15 protein-coding genes are annotated in these 20,081 nt (G+C 74.0%); 5 read left to right on the top strand and 10 right to left on the bottom strand.

All coding sequences use genetic code 11. The features are described 5' to 3' along the window. Positions 1-173: 173 nt before the first annotated feature. Entirely contained in the window at positions 174-2,828 is a 2,655-nt protein-coding gene (locus ACIGXW_RS11290) for an ATP-binding protein (protein WP_399572156.1), read from the top strand. Between the two features lie 73 nt (positions 2,829-2,901). On the opposite strand, the gene nucS is transcribed toward ACIGXW_RS11290, so the two are convergent. Continuing rightward, on the bottom strand, positions 2,902-3,573 hold the full coding sequence (gene nucS, locus ACIGXW_RS11295) for an endonuclease NucS (RefSeq protein ID WP_360908791.1): 672 nt from the start codon (positions 3,571-3,573) through the stop codon (positions 2,902-2,904). 206 nt (positions 3,574-3,779) lie between these two features. Here nucS and ACIGXW_RS11300 point away from each other — a divergent pair, with 206 nt between their 5' ends. Beyond that, the gene (locus tag ACIGXW_RS11300) at positions 3,780-4,172 is read left to right on the top strand and encodes an SCO5389 family protein (RefSeq protein ID WP_071962670.1); all 393 of its coding nucleotides are present in this window, start codon (positions 3,780-3,782) and stop codon (positions 4,170-4,172) included. Positions 4,173-4,298: 126 nt separating this feature from the next. On the opposite strand, the gene ACIGXW_RS11305 is transcribed toward ACIGXW_RS11300, so the two are convergent. Next, positions 4,299-5,324, bottom strand: coding sequence for an LLM class flavin-dependent oxidoreductase (locus ACIGXW_RS11305; RefSeq protein WP_071962669.1), 1,026 nt, complete (start codon positions 5,322-5,324; stop codon positions 4,299-4,301). 203 nt (positions 5,325-5,527) lie between these two features. Between ACIGXW_RS11305 and ACIGXW_RS11310 the strand changes: the two genes are divergently transcribed. Continuing rightward, positions 5,528-5,860 (top strand): ATP/GTP-binding protein, encoded by a 333-nt coding sequence (locus ACIGXW_RS11310; RefSeq protein WP_071962668.1) that lies wholly within the window; start codon positions 5,528-5,530, stop codon positions 5,858-5,860. Between the two features lie 13 nt (positions 5,861-5,873). Here the strand turns inward: ACIGXW_RS11310 and ACIGXW_RS11315 are convergent, their stop codons facing one another. The 8 genes from ACIGXW_RS11315 to mce form a co-directional block, all read right to left on the bottom strand. After that, positions 5,874-6,824 (bottom strand): ABC transporter permease subunit, encoded by a 951-nt coding sequence (locus tag ACIGXW_RS11315; protein ID WP_071962667.1) that lies wholly within the window; start codon positions 6,822-6,824, stop codon positions 5,874-5,876. Beyond that, positions 6,821-7,993 carry an ABC transporter ATP-binding protein gene (locus ACIGXW_RS11320; RefSeq protein WP_399572158.1) on the bottom strand — a complete coding sequence of 391 codons (1,173 nt, stop codon included), beginning with the start codon at positions 7,991-7,993 and terminating at the stop codon, positions 6,821-6,823. The genes ACIGXW_RS11315 and ACIGXW_RS11320 overlap by 4 nt, the downstream gene beginning before the upstream one ends. Positions 7,994-8,083: 90 nt before the next feature. Further along, positions 8,084-8,944 carry a hypothetical protein gene (locus ACIGXW_RS11325; RefSeq protein ID WP_399572160.1) on the bottom strand — a complete coding sequence of 287 codons (861 nt, stop codon included), beginning with the start codon at positions 8,942-8,944 and terminating at the stop codon, positions 8,084-8,086. A 46-nt stretch (positions 8,945-8,990) separates the two neighbouring features. Next, positions 8,991-9,761, bottom strand: coding sequence for an ABC transporter permease (locus ACIGXW_RS11330; protein WP_071962664.1), 771 nt, complete (start codon positions 9,759-9,761; stop codon positions 8,991-8,993). Between the two features lie 2 nt (positions 9,762-9,763). Continuing rightward, on the bottom strand, positions 9,764-10,762 hold the full coding sequence (locus ACIGXW_RS11335; RefSeq protein ID WP_071962663.1) for an ATP-binding cassette domain-containing protein: 999 nt from the start codon (positions 10,760-10,762) through the stop codon (positions 9,764-9,766). A gap of 167 nt (positions 10,763-10,929) precedes the next feature. After that, positions 10,930-11,868 (bottom strand): cellulose-binding protein, encoded by a 939-nt coding sequence (locus ACIGXW_RS11340; protein WP_071962662.1) that lies wholly within the window; start codon positions 11,866-11,868, stop codon positions 10,930-10,932. Positions 11,869-11,990: 122 nt separating this feature from the next. Next, entirely contained in the window at positions 11,991-17,096 is a 5,106-nt protein-coding gene (gene scy / locus ACIGXW_RS11345; protein WP_399572163.1) for a polarized growth protein Scy, read from the bottom strand. Between the two features lie 160 nt (positions 17,097-17,256). Beyond that, on the bottom strand, positions 17,257-17,697 hold the full coding sequence (gene mce, locus ACIGXW_RS11350) for a methylmalonyl-CoA epimerase (RefSeq protein WP_071962657.1): 441 nt from the start codon (positions 17,695-17,697) through the stop codon (positions 17,257-17,259). Positions 17,698-17,835: 138 nt separating this feature from the next. Here mce and ACIGXW_RS11355 point away from each other — a divergent pair, with 138 nt between their 5' ends. Then, positions 17,836-19,047 (top strand): acetyl-CoA C-acetyltransferase, encoded by a 1,212-nt coding sequence (locus ACIGXW_RS11355; RefSeq protein WP_071962656.1) that lies wholly within the window; start codon positions 17,836-17,838, stop codon positions 19,045-19,047. A 55-nt stretch (positions 19,048-19,102) separates the two neighbouring features. Then, positions 19,103-20,071, top strand: a complete 969-nt coding sequence (meaB, locus tag ACIGXW_RS11360) for a methylmalonyl Co-A mutase-associated GTPase MeaB (protein ID WP_399572166.1) — start codon at positions 19,103-19,105, stop codon at positions 20,069-20,071. Positions 20,072-20,081: the final 10 nt, after the last annotated feature.

Below are 20,081 nucleotides of genomic sequence, written 5' to 3' on the forward strand. Positions count from 1 at the left end.
CTCCCGGTCGTAGATACTGTGCCAAGGTCTGTTCGGTTTCCCGCCGCCACGACGGCCCACGGCGGGCACCGGACCGGAATCGACGGCCCGGGCAGCGCCCGGCCGGAGGTCGAAGGAGTGCGGACAGGCCGGAGGGCACGACGGCACGCCACGCATCTTGGGGGCTCTGAACCATGGACCCGACGAACAGGGGATCCGAGGAATTCCACGACGACGAGCGCACTCCCGCCGAGGACGGCGGCACGCGGCGCCCGCCCCGCGACGCCGTCCCGCCGCCGGAGGCCCCCGGCGGCGGCCAGGGCCCCGTCCGCGTCGTCCAGCTCGTCTCGGGTGACTACCTGCTCACCGTCAACCCCCTCGACGGCAGCGAAATAGAGCCCTGCCCGCCCGGCGCCCTGCCCGCCCGTCCCGAGCGCCACGGCCCCGAGCAGCGCGCCGAGCTGCGCCGCGCCGCCACGCCCCCCGTGCCCGCCCGCCAGGCCGGCCCCGAGCTGCCCCTGCTGCACCGCGAGGAGGAGCGCGAGAGACTGGGCCGGCTCCTCTCCCGCGGCCGCTCCGTGCGCCTGACCGGCCCCTCCGGCTCCGGGCGCAGCGTCCTGCTGGACGCCGTCGCCGAGGACTGCGCGGACCTCGCGCCCGACGGCGTCGTCCGCCTCAGCGGCTACCACCGCACCCCCACCGACCTGCTGCACGAGCTGTTCGCGGCCGTCCACCACGCGCCGCTGCACCGCCTGGACCGCACCGAACTGCTGGCCGCCGTCCACGAGATCGGCGCGGTCGTCGTCGTGGACGACCTCGAGTTCGGCGGGGCCACCCTCGACGAGCTCCTCGACGCCACCCCCGAGTGCGCCTTCCTGCTCGCCGCCACCCCCGACGTGGCCGCCCCCTCCGCCGACTCGCACCTGGAAGAGGTCTTCCTCGGCGGACTGGACCGCACCGGCTGCCTGGAGCTGCTGGAGCGGGCCGTGGACCGGCCGCTCACCGACGACGAGGCGGACTGGGCCGCGGACCTGTGGTTCGAGTCCGAGGGGCTGCCGCTGCGCTTCGTCCAGGCCGGTGCGCTGCTGCGCCGGCGCGACGCCCAGGCCCTGGGCCCGGCGGCCGTCGACGAGTACGGCGTCTTCGCCGAGCGGCCCTACGTCGCCGACGGGGACCCCGACGTCGCCGCGACGGGCGACGGCGCCCAGGACGTTCCGCTGCCGAGCCTCGCGCAGGCCGCGGCGCCCGCCGTCCTGCTCTCCTCCCGGCTGTCCAAGGCGGCCCGCGAGACCCTGAGGTTCGCGGTCGCCCTCGGCGGCGAGGTGCCCCACCAGGCGCATCTGCCCGCCCTGGCCGGGGACACCCACGCGGACGCCGCCGTCGGCGAGCTCCTGGCCTGCGGCCTGATCACCACCGTCGGCGCCCACTACCGGCTGGCCGCCGGCATCGCCGACCAGCTGCTGGCCGCGGACTACGGCAGCGACGCCGCCGACAAGGCGCACACCGCCGCCCAGCACTACGCCTGGTGGGCCGGGCACCCGTCGGTGACCCCCGAGCGGATCGCCGTCGAGGCCGACGCCATCCTCGCCGCGATGGGCGCCCTGATCGGCGACGCTGAGGCCGGGCACCGCGCCGCCGCCGTGCTGCTGGCCCGTACCGCCGCACCGGCGTTCGCGGCGGCGCTGCACTGGGGGGCGTGGGAGCGCAGCCTGCGCTGCGGTCAGGAAGCCGCCCGGCTGGCGGGCGAAGTCGGCGAAGAAGCGTATTTCCACCACGAGTTGGGCGTGCTGGCCCTGTGCAGCGGCAACCTCGACCGGGCCCGCGCCGAGCTGGAGGCGTCCATCGGGCTGCGCGGTGTCCTCGCGGACAAGCGCGGCGCCGTCGCCGGCCGGCGGGCGCTGGCGCTGGTCGCCGACCGCTCCGGCCTGGCCATGGGCGCCCGGACGGTGCCCGGCGGCGCCCCGCAGCGCACCGGATCCGCGCCGGTGCCCCCGCTGCCGCCGCTGCCCACGGTGCCGCCCCTGCCGGGCGGTACGGACGGGCGGCCGCGCGTCGGCGACGGCCGCACCTCGGCCGGCGAGGAGGTGCCGGACGCACGCAGCGAGGAGTCGGCCGCGCCGCCCGCGAAGCCGGTGTTCGCCGCCCGGCGCCCTGACGACTCGACGACCGCGGTCGTCCCCAAGATCCTGGCCCCCGGCGCGGCGGCCCACCCGCCGGCCGCCCCGCCGCGCCCCGCCGCGGCGTCGCAGCCCCGCTCGTGGGCGCAGAAGCTGATGTCCGGCGGCAACAGGCGCAATCTCCTCGCCGCGTGCGCGGGTGCCGTCCTCGCGGCCGTGCTCGGCACCGTCGTCACCCTCGGCGCCACGTCGGGCGGCAAGGGCGGCCCGCAGACGGACACGGTCCAGCCGGGCCGGTCGGCGACCCAGCAGGACGGCGACGGCGGCCTGAGCGCCGACGAGCCGGCGGCCGGTGAGCCGGGCGCGCCGCAGGTGCAGGACCGGCCGCGCAAGCCCGGGCAGACGCCCGGCCCGAGCGGATCACCGAACGGGCCCGTCCCCTCCGGCAGCGCCTCGCCGTCCGCGTCGCAGCCGGGCGGGGACCCGGCGTCGCCGTCGCCGAGCAGGCCGGGCCGGCCCTCGCAGAGCCCCACGCGCCCCTCGCCCGGCGGTGGGGAGACCCCGACGCCGAAGCCCACGCCCACCAAGACGGGCGACGGCGGTACGCCGACGAAGCCCGCCGAGACGACGCCCACGACGCCGACCCAGCCGGCCACGGGCAGCAGCTCCAACTCGGCGAGCGGACCGGCGCCGGCCACCTCGTCGACGGGCGTCGGCACGCCCGTCGCCTAGAGCGGACACACACGACCGCGCCGGGCGGGCCGGATCTCTCCGGCCCGCCCGGCGTTCGCGCACGTTGGGTCCGTCAGAACAGCCGCAGCTTGTCGTCCTCGATGCCGCGCATCGCGTCGTAGTCCAGGACGACGCAGCCGATGCCGCGGTCCGTGGCGAGCACCCGCGCCTGGGGCTTGATCTCCTGGGCGGCGAAGATGCCGCGCACGGGCGCGAGGTGCGGGTCGCGGTTGAGGAGCTCCAGGTAGCGGGTGAGCTGCTCCACGCCGTCGATCTCGCCGCGGCGCTTGAGCTCCACGGCCACCGTGGCGCCGTCCGCGTCACGGCAGAGGATGTCCACCGGGCCGATGGCCGTGGGGTACTCGCGGCGGATGAGGGTGTAGCCCTCGCCGAGGGTCTCGATGCGGTCCGCGAGGAGCTCCTGCAGGTGCGCCTCGACGCCGTCCTTGATCAGGCCGGGGTCGACGCCGAGCTCGTGCGAGGAGTCGTGCAGCACCTCTTCCATGGTGATGATGAGCTTCTCGCCCGCCTTGTTGATCACCGTCCAGACGCCGACGCCCCCTTCGACGTCCTCCTTGAGGGTGCACGGCGGGGACATCCAGTTGAGGGGCTTGTAGGCACGGTCGTCCGCGTGGATGCTGACGCTGCCGTCCGCCTTGACCAGAATCAGTCGGGGGGCGGAGGGCAGATGGGCGGTGAGCCGGCCCGCGTAGTCCACGGAGCAACGGGCGATGACGAGACGCATGGTGTGTCACGCTACTCGACTTACGCCACTCCACGCGATTCGCCCTGGACCGTCCCTCGGGCTTTGGCCAGTTGTCGGTGTTCTCCTGGTGGGGCCGCAGTGGCCGGATTACCGTTGAAGCGGGCGGTCGCCGTACGGGCACAGGGCGTCGTCGTCCGCTCGCCCATCCCTGAGACCCCGCCCGCGGGGTCGCGAGAGGAGAACCCATGTCGCTCGACGTCTCACCGGCCCTCCTTGAACAGGCCGAGCGAGGCGAGGTCGACGAAGCCGACTTCGTCGACTGCGTCCGGAACTCCCTGCCCTACGCGTGGGAGATGATCAGCTCTCTGGTGGACCGGCTCCAGGTCGAAGGCGGAGAGTTCGCCGACAACCGGACGCCGCCCCCGGACGAGCAGGCCCGCGGCCAGCTGCTGCGCGCCCTGGCGAGTGACGCGATCCGAGGAGCGCTGCAGCGACACTTCGGGGTCCGGCTGGCGTTCCAGAACTGCCACCGGGTGGCGGTCTTCCCCGTCGACCGGTCGGTGGACGAGCGCCTGGCCCGTTTCACCTCGGTCCGGGGCCAGCTGCTCAACCAGTCGCCGGAGCTCCGCGACTGCTGACGCGTTCCGTGCTGCCGCTCCGAGTCCGGGAGGTGGGGTAGAGAGCGGGGGGCGGCAGCTCCGCCGGCGCCCGGCCCAAGGGACGGGCGAGCTCGGACGGCGGACCGGACCGACAGCGGCCGAGCCTCAGGCGAGCAGCGGCAGCACTTCGGCGCCGAGCCGGCGCAGGTTCTCCTCGGTGGCCGCCAGATCGCCCGAGCCCTCGGCCAGGAGGGCGAAGCGGTTGATGCCCGTGCGCTCGGAGGTGGCCGCGAGCCGGTCCGCGCACAGCCGGGGCGAGCCGACGGGATGCAGCTCGCACAGCAGCTCCGTATAGGCGAGGGGATCGCGCATCGGGCGCGCTCTGCCGTCGACCGTCACATGGGCCGACAGGCCGTAGTGGAACCACCCCGGCATCGCCTTCAGCAGCGTCTGCGCCGCCTCCTCGCGGCGGTCCGCGATCTGTACGACGCCCGCCGCCACATGACCGGCCGCGGCCACCTCCTCCGGCGAACTCCCCGACTCCAGGGCGCACTTGCGCCAGAAGGCGACCATCCCGGCCTTCTCCTCGTCCGTGCTGTGCATGCCGAGCAGCATCGGCAGCCCGTGCGCCGCGGCCAGTCGCACGCTCGCGGGCGAGGTACAGGCGACGATCACGCCGGGCCCGGCGGAGCCCAGCGCGTCGTCCGGCCGCGGCACGACGGGCACCTCGCGGAAGGCGAACCGCTCCCCGTCGCTGCCGACCCGGGGTTCGCGCAGCCACCGCATCAGCAATTCGAGCGATTCGGGGAACCCCTCTTCGTACGCCCCCAGGCCTGAGTTGAACACCTCCAGGTCGACCCACGGGCCGCCCCGGCCCACCCCGAGGGTGAAGCGGCCGCCCGAGGTCAGGTGCAGCAGCGCCGCCTGCTCGCCCAGCGCGACGGGGTGCGTGGTGGGGAGCACGCTCACGGCGGTGCCGACCTCGATGGCACGGGTACGGCCGAGCAGGAGGGCGGCCAGGGTGACGGCGGACGGACAGACTCCGTACGGGACGAAGTGGTGTTCCGCCAGCCAGACGGCGGCCAGCCCCGCCTCCTCGGCGACCTCGGCCGACCGCACGGCCCGGTACAGCGCCTCCTCGTGGCCCTGGCCCGGGAACTGGGCGGCCAGGACAAATGCTCCAACGCGCATCGCTCTTGTTCCTCCTAGCGACCGACGCGGCACCCCCCTGGAGGCAATAACGGCTGACACGTGCCAAAGGTACGGCCGAGCGTGAAGTTTTCATGATGATCGGAGCGCAGGCGCCATAGGGGCGCGAGGATGCCGGGCCGGGGCGGTGACCGTCCCGCGTAGGCTGTTCGCGACCCGTAGCCCCAGACCTTCCGAGGTGCCCCGTGTCCCCGCGCCGAAACCGCCCGCGAGGCGGCGCCGACAAACACACCCCCCTCCCGCGCGACGGGAGCGGCGAGCGGTACGGCCTGGAGCGCACGGAGAGCTGGCAGGGCGAGGAGTGGGCGGTCCGCATGATCGGCGGCGGCGCGGCGGCCAAGCACTACCGCTGCCCCGGCTGCGACCAGGAGATCCCGCCGGGGGTGCCGCACGTGGTCGCCTGGCCGCAGCACGGCGCGGGGGTCGACGACCGGCGCCACTGGCACAAGGCCTGCTGGAACGCGAAGGACCGCCGGAGCGCGCGGCTCCAGCGGTCCCGTAACGCGCCGAGGTACTGAGGGCGTCCCCGGCCTAGGCGTCGCGCCGCAGCAGCGAGGCGTACGCACCGGCCAGGGCGGCCGCGGCCACGCCCAGCATGATCCACAGCGGGTCCCAGCCCGTGGGGCCGTCGGTGACCGCGTCGGCAGCGCTCATGTAGAACGCCGACATCTGGTTGGGGATCGAGTACTCGAACAGACCCTTGCGCAGGTCCTCGAGGGTCTCGCCCATCATGAACATCGCCATGACCAGCGGCAGCAGCACCACGCCCAGCATGACCGTGATGGCCCCGGCGGAGTGCCGCAGCAGCGTGCCGACGGCGAGCGCCAGCAGGCCCAGCGTCGCCACGTACAGGCTCACGCCGACCGTCGCCCGCAGCCACTCCTCCCCGGTCGGATCGGTGGAGGACCGGTCGCCCAGCAGCGCGACGTCCGCCATCGCCACGAGCACGGTCGACACCAGCGTGATCATGAACGTCAGCAGGAAGAAGACGATCGCCTTGGCCGTCAGCACGCGGCCGCGGTTCGGGCAGGCGGTCAGGGTCGTACGGATCAGGCCCGTGCCGTACTCCGACGAGATCGTCAGCACCCCCAGCGTGATCACGCAGACGATGCCCAGCAGGATGCCGAAGAAGCCCAGCGACAGCGGGGAGGTGCGCTCCAGCGAGCCGTTCGTGCTGCTGTACGCCACCGCGACCAGCAGGCCGATGCCCACGACGAGCAGGACCATCACACCGAGCGTCCACATCGTCGAGCGGACGGAGCGGATCTTGGTCCACTCGGAGAGCAGGGCGTCGGCGAGGGTGGCCTTGCGGATCGGGATCGGCGATACGTAGCCGACCGGGCCGCCGGCGGGCGCCTGGCCGGGCCAGTAGCCCGCCTGCGGGGCGTGCTGCTGGGCGTAGGCGGGCGCGCCCACGGGCGGCTGCTGCGGGTGCTGCGGGGCGTGCTGCGGGGGCGCGGGGGGCTGCTGCGGGGTGGTCATCGGGCGTCCTCGCTGTCGCGCTTGGTCAGGTCGGCGGGGGCGGTCACGGGAGCGGGGGGCGTGGCGGCGGGCTGCTGCGGCGCGGCCGCGGCCGCGGGGGCGGCGGGCTGCGGCTGCGGGGGCTGGGGCTGGGCGTAGGGGTTCGGCTGCTCGCCCGGCAGGACCGGGTACGCCTGCTCCGGCCAGCCCTGCGGGGCCGCGGCGGGCTGCTGCCACGGCTGGGCGGCCGGCTGGAGGCCGGCGCGCTGGTCGGCGGTGGAGCGGTAGTCGACCGCGCCCTGGGTCATCCGCATGTACGCCTCCTCCAGGGAGGCCTGGTGCGGGGAGAGCTCCCACAGACGGACGTCCGCGCCGTGCGCGAGGTCGCTGATCCGCGGCAGCGCCAGCCCCGTCACCCGCAGGGCGCCGTCCTGCTCCGGCAGGACCTGCGCACCGGCCTCGACCAGCGCGGCCGTCAGCTTCTCGCGGCCCTCCGGCTCGCCCTCGGGCGTACGGACGCGCGCGAAGTCCGCGGAGTTCGCGGAGATGAAGTCCTTGACGCTCATGTCGGCCATCAGCTGCCCGCGCCCGATGACGATCAGGTGGTCGGCTGTCAGCGCCATCTCGCTCATCAGGTGCGAGGAGACGAAGACGGTGCGGCCCTCCGCGGCCAGCCGCTTCATGAGATTGCGGACCCAGAGGATGCCCTCGGGGTCGAGCCCGTTGACCGGCTCGTCGAAGAGCAGCACCTGCGGGTCGCCCAGGAGCGCGGCGGCGATGCCCAGGCGCTGGCCCATGCCGAGGGAGAAGCCCTTGGAGCGCCTCCTGGCCACGTCCTGCAGGCCGACCACGCCGAGGACCTCGTCCACGCGGCGGGCCGGGATGCCGGAGAGCTGGGCGAGCGACAGCAGGTGCTGACGGGCGCTGCGCCCGCCGTGCACGGCCTTGGCGTCGAGCAGCGCGCCGACCTGCCGCGGGGCGTTGGGGAGCTTGTGGAAGGGGTGGCCGCCGATGGTGACCCGGCCGGACGTGGGCATGTCCAGACCGAGGATCATGCGCATGGTGGTCGACTTGCCGGAACCGTTGGGCCCCAGGAAGCCGGTGACGGCACCCGGTCGCACCCGGAACGTCAGGTTGTGCACGGCTGTCTTGGCGCCGTAGCGCTTCGTCAGACCGACTGCCTCGATCATTCTCCGCCCCTTGCGAGCTTGGTCAGGGCGATAGCCCCCGTAAGGGTTAGGAGGATAGACGAGGGGTTGACGGTTCCCGATATGCGTGAGTTATGGCGGCGGTAAGGAGGAGGTCTCCTCCAGTTCGTCGTACGAGCGTGCCGCCGCGCCGCCGCCCGCCGGGAGCCCCTCCGACCTGCGCACCCAGCCCTCGGCCGCGAACACCCGGGCCCCCGCCGCCCGGACCTGCGGGTCGGCCGCCGCCCGCGCGACCCAGCCCGCCGGGTCGGGGCCGAGCAGGGCGCGCAGCCGCGCCGAGCCCAGCAGGAGGGCGGCGAGCAGGGCGCTCTGGTCCCCGCCGCCGGGGCGGACCAGCCCGCTGCCGGGGTCGGTGAGCACGCCCCACTTGCTGACGTACAGATACGCGCCCGCCAGCCGCGCCCCGGACGGCAGGCTCAGCGCGAACGCGTCGCCGGGCAGCAGGACCCGCCGGTAGTTGAGCTCCGTGGCGTCCACGACCGCGAGCTGCTCGGCGTCCAGCCAGCCGGCCACGAGCACGCGCTCGGCGGCCGGGTCGGCGTACGGCGCCGCCGCCACGTACCCGAAGCGGCCGATGTGGCCGGAGCAGCCGACCCCGATGCCGCGCGTGCGGACCGGCACCATCGGAACGGTGGCCGCCAGGCCCTCACGGGTGAGCTTGTGGGCGAGCTGGGCGGGGGAGGCGTTGGACCCCACGGCGAGGACCGGGTGACGGCGGCCGGTGGCCGCCCCGCCGAGGGAGGCGAGGGCCTGGTCGAGCGTCGCGGCGCCGATGCGCCACGAGCCGAGCCGCCCCGGCCCCGGGGCCAGCGCCAGCAGCTCCTCACCGGCCAGCAGCACGGGCTCGGTGACCGGCCGGCCGGGATAACTGAGCGGATGCCGCGCGGGAGCGACGTCCAGCCCGAGATCCCGCAGGGTGCGCCGCCGCGTCATGCCGGGTTCTCTCCCCACGCCGGGCCCGGACCGAAACGGGCCCGCCCTACGCGTCCCGCCTCTTCAGCAGGACGTAGCCGCCGATCAGCGCCGCCACCACCCACAGCACCATGATCGTGAAGCCGCCCCACGGCCCGTACGGCGCGTCGTCCCCGGCCGTGACGACCTGCATCACCTTCTGGCCCGCCTGGTCCGGCAGGTACTGCCCCACCTTCTTCGTGGCCGGCACATTGCCGAGGATGGCGGAGATGAGAAAGAAGAACGGCATCAGAATGCCGAGCGAGAGCATGGGGCTGCGCAGCATCGCCGCCACCCCCATCGAGAACACCGTGATCAGCGTCATGTAGAGGGCGCCGCCGAATACCGCGCGCAGGACCCCGGGGTCGCCGAGGTGCGCCTTGTGGCTGCCGAGCATCGCCTGGCCGACGAAGAACGCCACAAAGCTGGTGACCATGGCGACCACGAATGCCAGCAGCGTGGCGACAATGATCTTGCTGAAGAGAAAGACGCCGCGCTGGGGAACGGCCGCCAGCGAAGTGCGGATCATTCCGGTGCTGTATTCGTTGGAAACGACCAGCACGCCGAAGACGATCAATGCCAGCTGACCGAGTCCCATACCCGCGAAGCTGAGGAACGTCGGATCGAATCGGATCTTGTCCTCGACCGACAGATTGTCGAAGTCCTTCTTGCTCAAAGCGCTGATCAGCGCGCCGAGGGCGACCGTGACGACCACCGCGATCCCGAGCGTCCACACCGTGGAGCGCACCGATTTGATCTTCGTCCATTCCGACGCGAGAACCTGATTCACCGCCGCCATCGTCAGGACCCCTTCATCTTTTTCTCCCGCCAACCGGCCCCCCAGACCGCCGCCTCACCGCCCGCCCCCGGCGGCGCCCCCGCCGGCGGCCGGTGGTCGTCGTGCGCGTGGTACTCCACCGACCCGGCGGTGAGCCGCATGAACGCCTCCTCCAGCGAGGCCTGCTGAGGACTCAGCTCGTGCAGCACGATCTGGTGCCGGGCGGCCAGCTCGCCCAGGTGCGGGGCGTCCTCGCCCTCGACCTCCAGGGAGCCGTCGCCGCCGGGTGCGAAGTCGATGCCCGCGCCGTGCAGCACGTCCCGCAGCCGCTCCTGGTTCGGGGTGCGCACCCGGACGTACGAGCGGGAGTTCTCCCTGATGAAGTCCGCCATGCTCGTGTCCGCGAGCAGCCGCCCCTGGCCGATGACCACGAGGTGGTCGGCGGTCAGCGCCATCTCGCTCATCAGGTGGGAGGAGACGAAGACCGTACGGCCCTGGGTGGCCAGGTTCTTCATGAGGTTGCGGATCCAGTGGATGCCCTCGGGGTCGAGTCCGTTGACCGGCTCGTCGAACATCAGGATCTGCGGGTCGCCCAGGAGCGCGGCGGCGATGCCCAGGCGCTGGCCCATGCCGAGCGAGAAGCCCTTGGAGCGCTTTCCGGCCACCGACGACAGGCCCACGGTGTCCAGGACTTCACGAACGCGCGTACGGGGGATGCCGTTGCTCTGCGCCAGGCACAGCAGATGGTTGTAGGCGCTGCGACCGCCGTGCATCGCCTTGGCGTCCAGCAGGGCACCCACGACCTTGAGCGGGTCGTGCAGTTCGCGGTAGTGCCGGCCGTCGATGCGGACCGTGCCGCTGGTCGGATTGTCCAGATCGAGCATCATCCGCATGGTCGTGGACTTGCCCGCGCCATTGGGGCCGAGAAAGCCGGTGACGATGCCGGGCCGCACGGTGAACGTGAGGTGATCCACGGCGCGCACGTCGCCGTAGTGCTTGGTCAGACCCGCCAGCTCGATCATTCAGCCACGGTAAGGGCGCCCCGGCCGGCCCGCCACCGGTGGCACGGCCTCCGGGGAAACCGGCAGGAAGCACTCAGCGCGCCCGGCCGCCACCCGAGGCGGCGACAGGGCGCGCTGAACACAGGATCCCCCGAACGAGCGACGTACGTTCCGTGCAGCGTGCCGCGTCAGCGGCTCTGCTGGGCCGGGACGCCGCGCGAGATCGGCTCGTCATCACCCGGAACCCCGGCCGCGGCCACGGCCGCTCCGGTCAGCGTGGCCAGCATCTCGCGGACGTTGGTCAGCTGGGCGTTGATGCTGTCGCGGCGGTTGGTGAGCGCCGCCAGCTCGCGCTCGGATTCGCTGCGGATGCGGTCGGCCTTGGCATTGGCGTCGGCGACGATGTCCTCGGCCTGACGCTGCGCGGTCTCCACCGTCTGCCGGGCCCGGCGCTCCGCGTCCGTGCGCAGCTTCTCCGCCTCCAGGCGCAGCTGCTCGGCGCGGTGCTCGATCTCCGCCAGCCGCTTCTCCGCCTTGGCCTGGCGCGAGGCCAGGTCGCGCTCGGACTGCTCGCGGCGCTTGGCCAGGTTGGTCTCGAAGTCCGCCGCGGCCTGGGCGGCCTTGGCACGGGTCTCCTCGAAGAGGGCGTCCGCCTCCTCGCGCTTGGACTGCGCGTCCTTCTGCGCCTCGGCACGCAGCGTGGCCGCGTCGCCCTTCGCCTTCTCGACGATCCGCGCGCCCTCGTCCTCCGCCTTCGCCTTGCGGTCGGCGGCGAACGACTCGGCGTCGTTGCGCACCTGCTGCGCGGCCGACTCGGCCAGCTCGCGGTGCTGCTCGGCGGCGCGCCGGGCCTCTTCCCGCAGGTCCTTGGCCTCTTCCTCGGCCAGCCGGAGAATCTTCTCGACCCGCGCGCCGAGCCCCGCGTACGACGGCTCCGCGTCATTGATCTGTGCCTGAGCGTTCTGCGTCTCGAGGTGGAGCTCCTCGATGCGCTTTTCCAGCGAGGTGATCCGCGCCAGGGCGCTGTCACGGTCCGCTACGAGCTTGGTAATGCGGTCGTCCACCTGGCCGCGGTCGTATCCACGCCGCACCAACTCGAAGCCGAAGGGGGAGGAAGTGTCGCTCATGGGGTTCCTGTCATAAGAGACCGGTGAGGTGATAGAGGAATCCTAGGGGCGTGAGCGGCGTCTCATCGAGCAGATGGAAGTAGACAGTTGAGGATTCCGGAAACCGACCCCTCGATTGAGTGTTACTTCTGTGACTGCTTGCCACCCGATCGAGTTGCGCCGGCACCAGCCGCCGCCTTCACCCCGCCCTCCTTGGAGCCGCCTGCCCCGGGGGACTCAAATGATTCCAACGCTTCCAACACGTCCTGGACACGGGAAATCTCGGCCTGAATGTCCTCGCGACGACGGACCAGGACCTCCAACTCCCGCTTTCCCTCCTCGAGAAGGCGCGAGGCCTCCTGCTGAGCCTCGGTGCGCAGGCGCTCCGCCTCGCGTACGGCGGCGGTCTTCTTCTGCTCCGCCTCCTTGATCAGCGCGTCCGCCTTCTTCACGGCGGTGATGCGCACCTTGCTGGCCTCGCCCTGGGCGTCCGAGATCAGCTTCTCCGCCTTCTCCTCGGCGTTCGCCAGCTGTTCGGTGGCCGCCGCGACGAGCTTGTCGCAGCGCTCGCCCGCGGACTGCATCGCCTCGGACGCCTCCCGGCGCGCCCGCTCGTGCAGCTCCTCGACCTCGCCCTCGAGCCGCGAGCGCAGCTCCTCGGCCCGGTCCCTTATGGCCGTGGCGTCCCCACGGGCCTCGGCGAGCAGGGTGTTGGCGTCCGTACGCGCCTGCTCCACCAGCGCGTTGCCCTCGCCGGTGGCCTCCTTGACGATCCGTTCGGCCTCCTTGCGGGCCGCGCCCACCATGGTGTCGGCCTGCTCCTCGGCCGCCGTGGCGGCCCGTACGGCCTCCTCCTGGGCCTTCGCGATCAGCGCGTCCGCCTGCTCGGCGGCGTCCGCCAGCCGCTTGGCGCCCGCGTCCCGCGCCTGGTCCACGGTCCGCTCGGCCTCGGCACGGGCCTCGGCCCGCAGCCGCTCCGCCTCCAGGACCGCGTCGGCCTTGATCTTCGCGGAGTCGGCACGCGTGCTGTTGGCGTCCTCCTGCGCGGCGGCGAGGGCCTCGGCGGCCTCGGCCGCCATCCGCTCGGCCTCCGCCGTCGCCTCGGTGACCAGCGTGTCCGCCTGCTCGGCCGCCTCCGCGCGGCGGGCGTTCGCCGCCTCCCGCGCCTCGTCGGCGGTCCGCCGGGCCTCGTCGCGGGCGCTCTCCAGCACCGCGTCGGCGTCCGACCGCAGCCGCTCCGCCTCCCCGGCGGCCTCGGCCAGCACCCGCTCGGCCTGCGCGTCGGCCTCCGCCCGGCGCGCGTCGGCGGCCTCGGTGGCCTCCGCCAGCGCACGGGCGGCCTCGGCGGCCATCTTCTCCGCCTCGCTCGTGGCTTCGGCGATGAGCTCGTCGGCCTGCTGCGCGGCCTCGGCGCGGCGGGCGTTCGCCGCCTCCCGCGCCTTGTCCACGATGCGGTCGGCGTCGTCCTGCGCGGACGAGGTGAGCTCGGCCGCCTCGTCGACGATGCGCTCGGCCTCCGCCCGGCCCTCGGTCCGGATCTTGTTCGCGTCCTCGCGGGCCTCGGCGCGCGTACGCGCCGCGTCCTGCTCGGCCGACGCCAGCGCGTCGGAGGCGTCCGTGCGCATCTGCTGCGCCCTGGCGGACGCGTCCGCCACCACCCGCTCGGCCTCGGCGGTCGCCTTGGCGAGGACGGCCTCGGCCTGCTCGTCCGCCTTGGCCTTCTTCTCGGCCGCGGCGACCCGCAGCCGCTCCGCCTCCGCGGTGGCCTCGCCCAGCGTGCGATCGGCCTGTCCCTCGGCCTCGGCCCGGTGGGCGTCGGCCTGCTCGCGGGCCTCGGTGACGATGCGGGCGGCCTCGGCGGCCATCTTCTCCGCCTCGCTCGTGGCCTCGGCGATGAGCTCGTCGGCCTGCTGCGCGGCCTCGGCGCGGCGGGCGTTCGCCGCCTCGCGCGCCTCGTCCACCGTGCGGGCCGCCTCGGCCCGCAGTCGCTCGGCGTCCGCGGCGGCCTCGGCCCGGTGGGCCTCCGCCGCCTCGCGGGCCTGCTCCTCGAAGCGGGCCGCCTCGAGCCGGGCGGCCTCGACCATCTCGGCCGCCTCGGCGATCAGCCGGTCCGCGTCCGCGGACGCCTCGGCCCGGTGACCCTCGGCCTCCTCGCGGGCCTCGGTGACGATGCGGGCGGCCTCGGCCGCCATCTTCTCCGCCTCGCTCGTGGCCTCGGCGATCAGCTCGTCCGCCTGCTGGGCCGCCTCCGCACGACGGGTACCGGCGTCCTCGCGGGCCCCGTCCAGGACGCGGGCCGCCTCGGACCGCAGCCGCTCGGCATCGGCGTCGGCCTCCGCCCGGTGCGCCTCGGCCGCCTCGCGCGCCTCCTCGACCGTGCGGGCGGCCTCGCCGCGAAGCCGCTCCGCCTCCTTCGCGGCCTCGGCGATCACCCGGTCCGCGTCCGCGGACGCCTCCGCCCGGTGGGCGTCGGCGCTCTCCCGGGCCTTCGCCACGGTGCCGGCCGCGTCCGCGGCCAGCTTCTCCGCCTCGGCCATGGCCTCGGCGAGCAGCTCGTCGGCCTGCTGGGCCGCCTCGGCACGACGGGCGTTGGCCGCCTCCCGCGCCTCGTCCAGCACCCGGGCCGCCGCGCTCTCCACCCGCTCGGCCTCGGCCGTGGCCTCGGCGACCGTGCGCTCCGCCAGCTCCTTCGCCGCGTCCGAGGCCGCCTTGGCCTCCGCACGCGTACGGGCGGCGTCCTCGTCCGCCCGCTCGCGCTCGGCGTAGGCCTCGGCCCGGACCCGGTCCGCCTCGATCTGGGCGTCGGTGACCGTCCGCTCGGCGTTGTGCTCGGCCGCCGACCGCAGGCCGGCGATCTCCTCCTCGGCCTGCTCGTGCAGCCCGGCCACGGAGTCACGCACCTGCTGCGCGGTCTGCTCGGCGGCGGCCACGAGCTCGCCCGCCCGCTGCTCCGCCTCCTCGACCAGGCGCCGGCCCTCCTCCTGCGCCTCGGCGACCCGCTTGCGCGCCGAAGCCAGCAGCTCCTCGCTCTGCTCGCGCGCCGCCTCGCGCTCGGCCTGCGCCTCGGTACGGGCGTCCCCGAGCAGCTCCTCCGCCTCACGACGGCGCCGGGCGGCCTCCTCCTGCGCCGCGGCCAGCGCCTCGGCCGCCTCGGCGGCCGTGCGCTCGGCGGCGGCGTTGGCCTCGGCGCGGACCCGGTCGGCGCTCTCCTGCGCCTCCGAGCGCAGCCGCTCGGCCTCCTCCTCGGCCTCGCCCAGCAGCCGCGCCAGGGTCGCCTCGCCCTCGGCACGCGCCTCCGACGCCTCCGCGGCCGCCTCGGAACGCAGCCGCTCGGCCTCCTCCTCGGCCTGGGCCCGCAGCGTACGGACCCGCTCCGCGGACTCCGCGCGCTGCCGCTCGGTCTCCTCGGCCGCCTCGCGGCGCAGCCGCTCGGCCTCCGCACGGGCCTCGCGCAGCGCCGTCTCCGCCGCCTCGAGGCGCTGCTCGGCCTCGCCCTGCAGCCGGGCCAGCTCCTCGGCGGCCTCCTCGGTGCGCGCCCGCGCGGCGCGCTCGGCCTCCTCGCGCACACGGCGGGCCGCCTCGGCGGCCTCCTCGCGGGTGCGCTCGGCGTGGTCCTCGGCCTCCTCGGCCATCTCCTCGGCCTCGGCGCGGGCCCGCTCCAGGGCCTCCTCGGCCTGCTTGCGCAAGCCGGCCGCGCGCTCGGCCGCCTCGGCCCGTACGCGCTCGCTCTCGGCGCTCGCGCCGCCGCGGGTCTCCTCGGCGTCGGCCTTCGCCTTGACCAGGAGCTCCTCGGCGGTGCTGGCCGCCTCCTCGATCTGCTGGACCGCCTCACGGCGGGCCTCGCCACGGATCCGCTCGCCCTCGGCGACGGCCTCGGCCCGCAGCTGCTCGGCCTCGCCGCGCAGCCGCCGCGCCTCCTCCTGGAGCTCGACGGTGCGGGCGCGGTACTCCTCGGTGTCGTCCTTCGCCTCGCCCTTGAGCTGCTCGGCGGTGTCCGCGGCCTGGGCCCGCAGCCGCTCGGCCTCGGCCTCGGCCTCCCGGCGGATCCGCTCGGCCTCGGCCGCGGCGGCCTTGGTCGTGGCCTGGGCGTCCTGCGACGCCTTGGCCAGCACCTCCTCGGCCGTACGGGCGGCCTTGGCGAGCTGCGCGGCGGAGTCCTCGGCGACGGAACTGCGCGCCTTCTCGGCGGCCTCGGCCAGCAGCCGCTCGGCCTCGGCGGCGGCGTCGGCCCGCAGCTGCTCGGCCTCGGCCCGCAGGGTCTCGGCCTCCTTGGTGGCCTCGCTCACCAGGCGGGCGATCTCCGCCCGGGCCGTACGGGTGCGCTGCTCGTTGTCCGACTCGGCGGCGGACAGCCGCCGGGTGGCGGCCTCCTTCGCCTCGGTGACCAGCTTCTCCGCCTCGGCGCGCGCCTCGCGCAGCGCCGTGTCGGCCTCCTGGATGCGGGCCTCGGCGGTGCGCGTCATCTCCGCGGCCGCGGTACGGGCCTGGTCGGACTCGGCGCTGGTGCTGGAGCGCAGCTGCTCGGCGTGGTCGGTGGCCTCCTGCGCCTGCGCGGAGGCGGCGGTCAGCAGCCGCTCGGCGTCCGTGCGCGCCCGGCGCAGGATCGCTTCGGCTTCGGCACGGGCCTCCTCGGCTGCCGCGCCGAGCCGCCCGCTGGCCTGCTCGGCCAGCCGCTGGGCCTCGGCGCGGGCGGCCGCGAGGGACTGCTCGGCCTCGGCCCGCGACTCCTCCAGCAGCCGGCGGGCCTGGGACTCCGTACGGGCCCGCAGCTGCTCGGCCCAGGCGACGTTCTCGTTGACGTGCGACTCGACGGTGCGGCGGCGCTCGTTCAGCTCCTCGTCGAGGCGCTGGCGGCGGGCCACCGCCTCGGCGTGCAGCTCCGCCTCCATGCGGGCCTGCTGCTCGGCGTGCTCCTGCAGCAGCCGCTGCGTCTGGGCCCGGGCCTCGCGCAGCTCGCGCTCGGCGTCGGAGCGCAGCTGCTCGGCCTGGATCTGGGCATTGCGGAGCAGCTGCTCCGCCTGGTACCCGATGTCCGCCGAGTCATAGGCGGGACGGTGGGCGAGGTTGCGACGCGCCTCGTGGAGCTTGGCGCGCAACACCTCGACCTGGTAGCCGAGGTCGTCGGCGTGCTGGACAGCCTTTTCCCGCTCGGTCTTCAGCCGCTTCATCTCGGCCTCGAACTTCGAGAGGTGGTCGGCTTCCTCCAGCTGACTCTCCTGGCGCTCGTAGCCCCGCACAGCGCGGTCCATCCGTCCCCTGGTCGCGTCGGCGGCCGGCCCCGTACTGCGTCGGTGTGGAACCCGGAGCCCGCCCTTCCGAAGAAATGGTGTCAGATCATCGGTACAGCCCGGTCCGGGGGCCACCCGTACCCGGCCGAACCTGCACTCTACCGGCCGGGGAAGGGGAGGGTCAGTGCTCTGTCGTCCCAGAAGGCGCGGAGGTGACCAGTTCCGTCAGCACTCCGTGACAGTCCTTCGGGTGCAGGAAGGTGATGCGCGAGCCCATGGATCCGGTGCGGGGCTCGTCGTAGAGCACCCGCAGACCCTTCTCCCGGGCGGCCTGGGCGTCGGCGTCGACGTCGGGCGTACCGAACGCGATGTGGTGAACGCCCTCGCCGTTCTTGGCAAGCCACTTGCCGACCGCGGAGTCCTCGCGGGTGGGCTCGAGCAGCTGCAGGTACGAGGCCCCGCCGTCGGACGTCCCGTTGATTTTGAGCATGGCTTCACGGACGCCCTGTTCCTCGTTGACCTCGGTGTGGAACACCTCGAAGCCGTACGTGGCACGGTAGAACTCGACAGTCCTGTCGAGGTCGAAGCAGGCGATCCCGATGTGGTCGATGCGCGTCAGCATGGCTCCAGTGCACCGCCGGACGGGGTGGTTACGCAACGTGCGCGCGATCACACCTTCGGCCCGGTGACCCGGTGCGGTACTGCTCAGTACATTGACGGAAACCGTCGTTAACATCCTCCGCTCGAAGGGGCAGCGCCCATGTCTGGTACGAACGGAACATCCGGTACGACCTCCGTCATCGTCGCGGGCGCGCGCACGCCCATGGGCCGGCTGCTGGGCTCGCTGCGCACCTTCTCGGGCGCCGACCTGGGGGCGGTGGCCATCAAGGCCGCCCTCGACCGGGCCGGGATCGGCGGCGACCAGGTGCAGTACGTGATCATGGGCCAGGTCCTGCAGGCCGGCGCCGGGCAGATCCCCGCCCGCCAGGCGGCCGTCAAGGCCGGCATTCCCATGAGCGTCCCCGCGCTGACGGTCAACAAGGTCTGCCTGTCCGGCCTCGACGCCATCGCGCTGGCCGACCAGCTCATCCGCGCGGGTGAGTTCGACATCGTGGTGGCCGGCGGTCAGGAGTCGATGACCAACGCCCCGCACCTGCTGCCCAAGTCCCGCGAGGGCTTCAAGTACGGCGCGGTCGGGATGCTCGACGCCATGGCCCACGACGGGCTGACGGACGCCTTCGAGAACATCGCGATGGGCGAGTCCACCGAGAAGCACAACACCCGCCTCGGCATCCGCCGCGCCGAGCAGGACGAGGTCGCGGCCCGCTCCCACCAGCGGGCGGCCGCCGCCCAGAAGAACGGTCTGTTCGAGGCGGAGATCACCCCCGTGGAGATCCCGCAGCGCAAGGGCGAGCCGGTCGTCTTCAGCAAGGACGAGGGCATCCGCGCGGAGACCACCGTGGAGTCGCTGGCCAAGCTGCGGCCCGCCTTCGCCAAGGACGGCACGATCACCGCCGGCACGTCTTCGCAGATCTCCGACGGCGCGGCCGCCGTGGTCGTGATGAGCAAGGCCAAGGCCGAGGAGCTGGGCCTGGCGTGGATCGCCGAGATCGGCGCCCACGGCAATGTGGCCGGCCCCGACAACTCCCTGCAGTCGCAGCCGTCCAACGCCATACGGCATGCGCTGGGCAAGGAGGGGCTGGGCGTCGAGGACCTCGACCTCATCGAGATCAATGAGGCATTCGCCGCCGTTTCGGTGCAGTCAATGAAGGATCTGGGCGTATCCCCGGAAAAGGTGAACGTCAACGGTGGGGCCATCGCGCTCGGTCACCCCATCGGCATGTCGGGCGCCCGCATCGTGCTCCACCTCGCGCTGGAGCTGAAGCGGCGCGGCGGCGGCGTCGGCGCCGCGGCCCTGTGCGGCGGCGGCGGCCAGGGCGACGCCCTGATCCTCCGCGTCCCCGGCAACTGACCCTCGCGGCGGACCCGAGCGGGACCCGAACGGACCGGAACGAAACGGAGCAGTCATGGCGGACGTCCCCACGCTGGTCGAGCAGGCACGGGAGGGCCGGCCGCGGGCCGTGGCCCGGCTGATCTCACTGGTGGAGGGGGCGTCCCCGCAGCTGCGCGAGGTGATGGCCGCCCTGGCCCCACTCACGGGCCACGCCTACGTCGTGGGCATCACGGGCTCGCCCGGCGTCGGCAAGTCGACGTCGACCTCGGCGCTGGTGAGCGCGTACCGCCGCATGGGCAAGCGGGTCGGCGTCCTGGCCGTCGACCCCTCCTCGCCCTTCTCCGGGGGCGCCCTGCTGGGCGACCGGGTGCGGATGTCCGAGCACGCCTCCGACCCGGGCGTCTACATCCGCTCCATGGCCACGCGCGGCCACCTCGGCGGCCTCGCGTGGGCCGCCCCGCAGGCGATCCGGGTGCTGGACGCGGCCGGCTGCGAGGTGGTGCTCGTGGAGACGGTGGGCGTGGGTCAGTCGGAGGTGGAGATCGCTTCCCAGGCCGATACGTCCGTGGTGCTGCTCGCCCCCGGAATGGGTGACGGCATCCAGGCCGCCAAGGCCGGAATCCTGGAGATCGGCGACGTCTACGTCGTCAACAAGGCCGACCGGGACGGCGCCGACGCCACGGCCCGCGAGCTCAACCACATGCTGGGTCTGGGCGAGGCCCGCGCCCCCGGCGACTGGCGGCCCCCGATCGTGAAGACGGTGGCCGCCCGCGGCGAGGGCACGGACGAGGTCGTCGAGGCCCTGGAGAAGCACCGCGCGTGGATGGAGGAGCGGGGCGCCCTGACCGAGCGCCGCCGGCTGCGGGCGGCGCGGGAGGTCGAGACCATCGCGGTCACCGCACTGCGCGAGCGCATCGGGGACCTGCGGGGCGACCGGCGCGTGGGTGCTCTCGCGGCCCGGGTCGTGGCCGGTGAGACCGACCCTTACGCGGCGGCGGACGAACTCGTCGCCGGTCTCACGGAGAACGCGGCACGGACATGAGATGAGCCCG

This window comes from Streptomyces sp. NPDC053079, from assembly GCF_044546695.1.
Lineage (GTDB): Bacteria > Actinomycetota > Actinomycetes > Streptomycetales > Streptomycetaceae > Streptomyces.

Coding starts and splice junctions, on each gene's coding strand:
- scy (WP_399572163.1), bottom strand. CDS start 17,096: ATGGACCGCGCTGTGCGGGGCTACGAGCGCCAGGAGAGTCAGCTGGAG.
- ACIGXW_RS11325 (WP_399572160.1), bottom strand. CDS start 8,944: ATGACGCGGCGGCGCACCCTGCGGGATCTCGGGCTGGACGTCGCTCCC.
- ACIGXW_RS11355 (WP_071962656.1), top strand. CDS start 17,836: ATGTCTGGTACGAACGGAACATCCGGTACGACCTCCGTCATCGTCGCG.
- ACIGXW_RS11290 (WP_399572156.1), top strand. CDS start 174: ATGGACCCGACGAACAGGGGATCCGAGGAATTCCACGACGACGAGCGC.
- ACIGXW_RS11320 (WP_399572158.1), bottom strand. CDS start 7,993: ATGATCGAGGCAGTCGGTCTGACGAAGCGCTACGGCGCCAAGACAGCC.
- nucS (WP_360908791.1), bottom strand. CDS start 3,573: ATGCGTCTCGTCATCGCCCGTTGCTCCGTGGACTACGCGGGCCGGCTC.
- ACIGXW_RS11315 (WP_071962667.1), bottom strand. CDS start 6,824: ATGACCACCCCGCAGCAGCCCCCCGCGCCCCCGCAGCACGCCCCGCAG.
- meaB (WP_399572166.1), top strand. CDS start 19,103: ATGGCGGACGTCCCCACGCTGGTCGAGCAGGCACGGGAGGGCCGGCCG.
- ACIGXW_RS11300 (WP_071962670.1), top strand. CDS start 3,780: ATGTCGCTCGACGTCTCACCGGCCCTCCTTGAACAGGCCGAGCGAGGC.
- ACIGXW_RS11305 (WP_071962669.1), bottom strand. CDS start 5,324: ATGCGCGTTGGAGCATTTGTCCTGGCCGCCCAGTTCCCGGGCCAGGGC.
- ACIGXW_RS11340 (WP_071962662.1), bottom strand. CDS start 11,868: ATGAGCGACACTTCCTCCCCCTTCGGCTTCGAGTTGGTGCGGCGTGGA.
- ACIGXW_RS11335 (WP_071962663.1), bottom strand. CDS start 10,762: ATGATCGAGCTGGCGGGTCTGACCAAGCACTACGGCGACGTGCGCGCC.
- mce (WP_071962657.1), bottom strand. CDS start 17,697: ATGCTGACGCGCATCGACCACATCGGGATCGCCTGCTTCGACCTCGAC.
- ACIGXW_RS11330 (WP_071962664.1), bottom strand. CDS start 9,761: ATGGCGGCGGTGAATCAGGTTCTCGCGTCGGAATGGACGAAGATCAAA.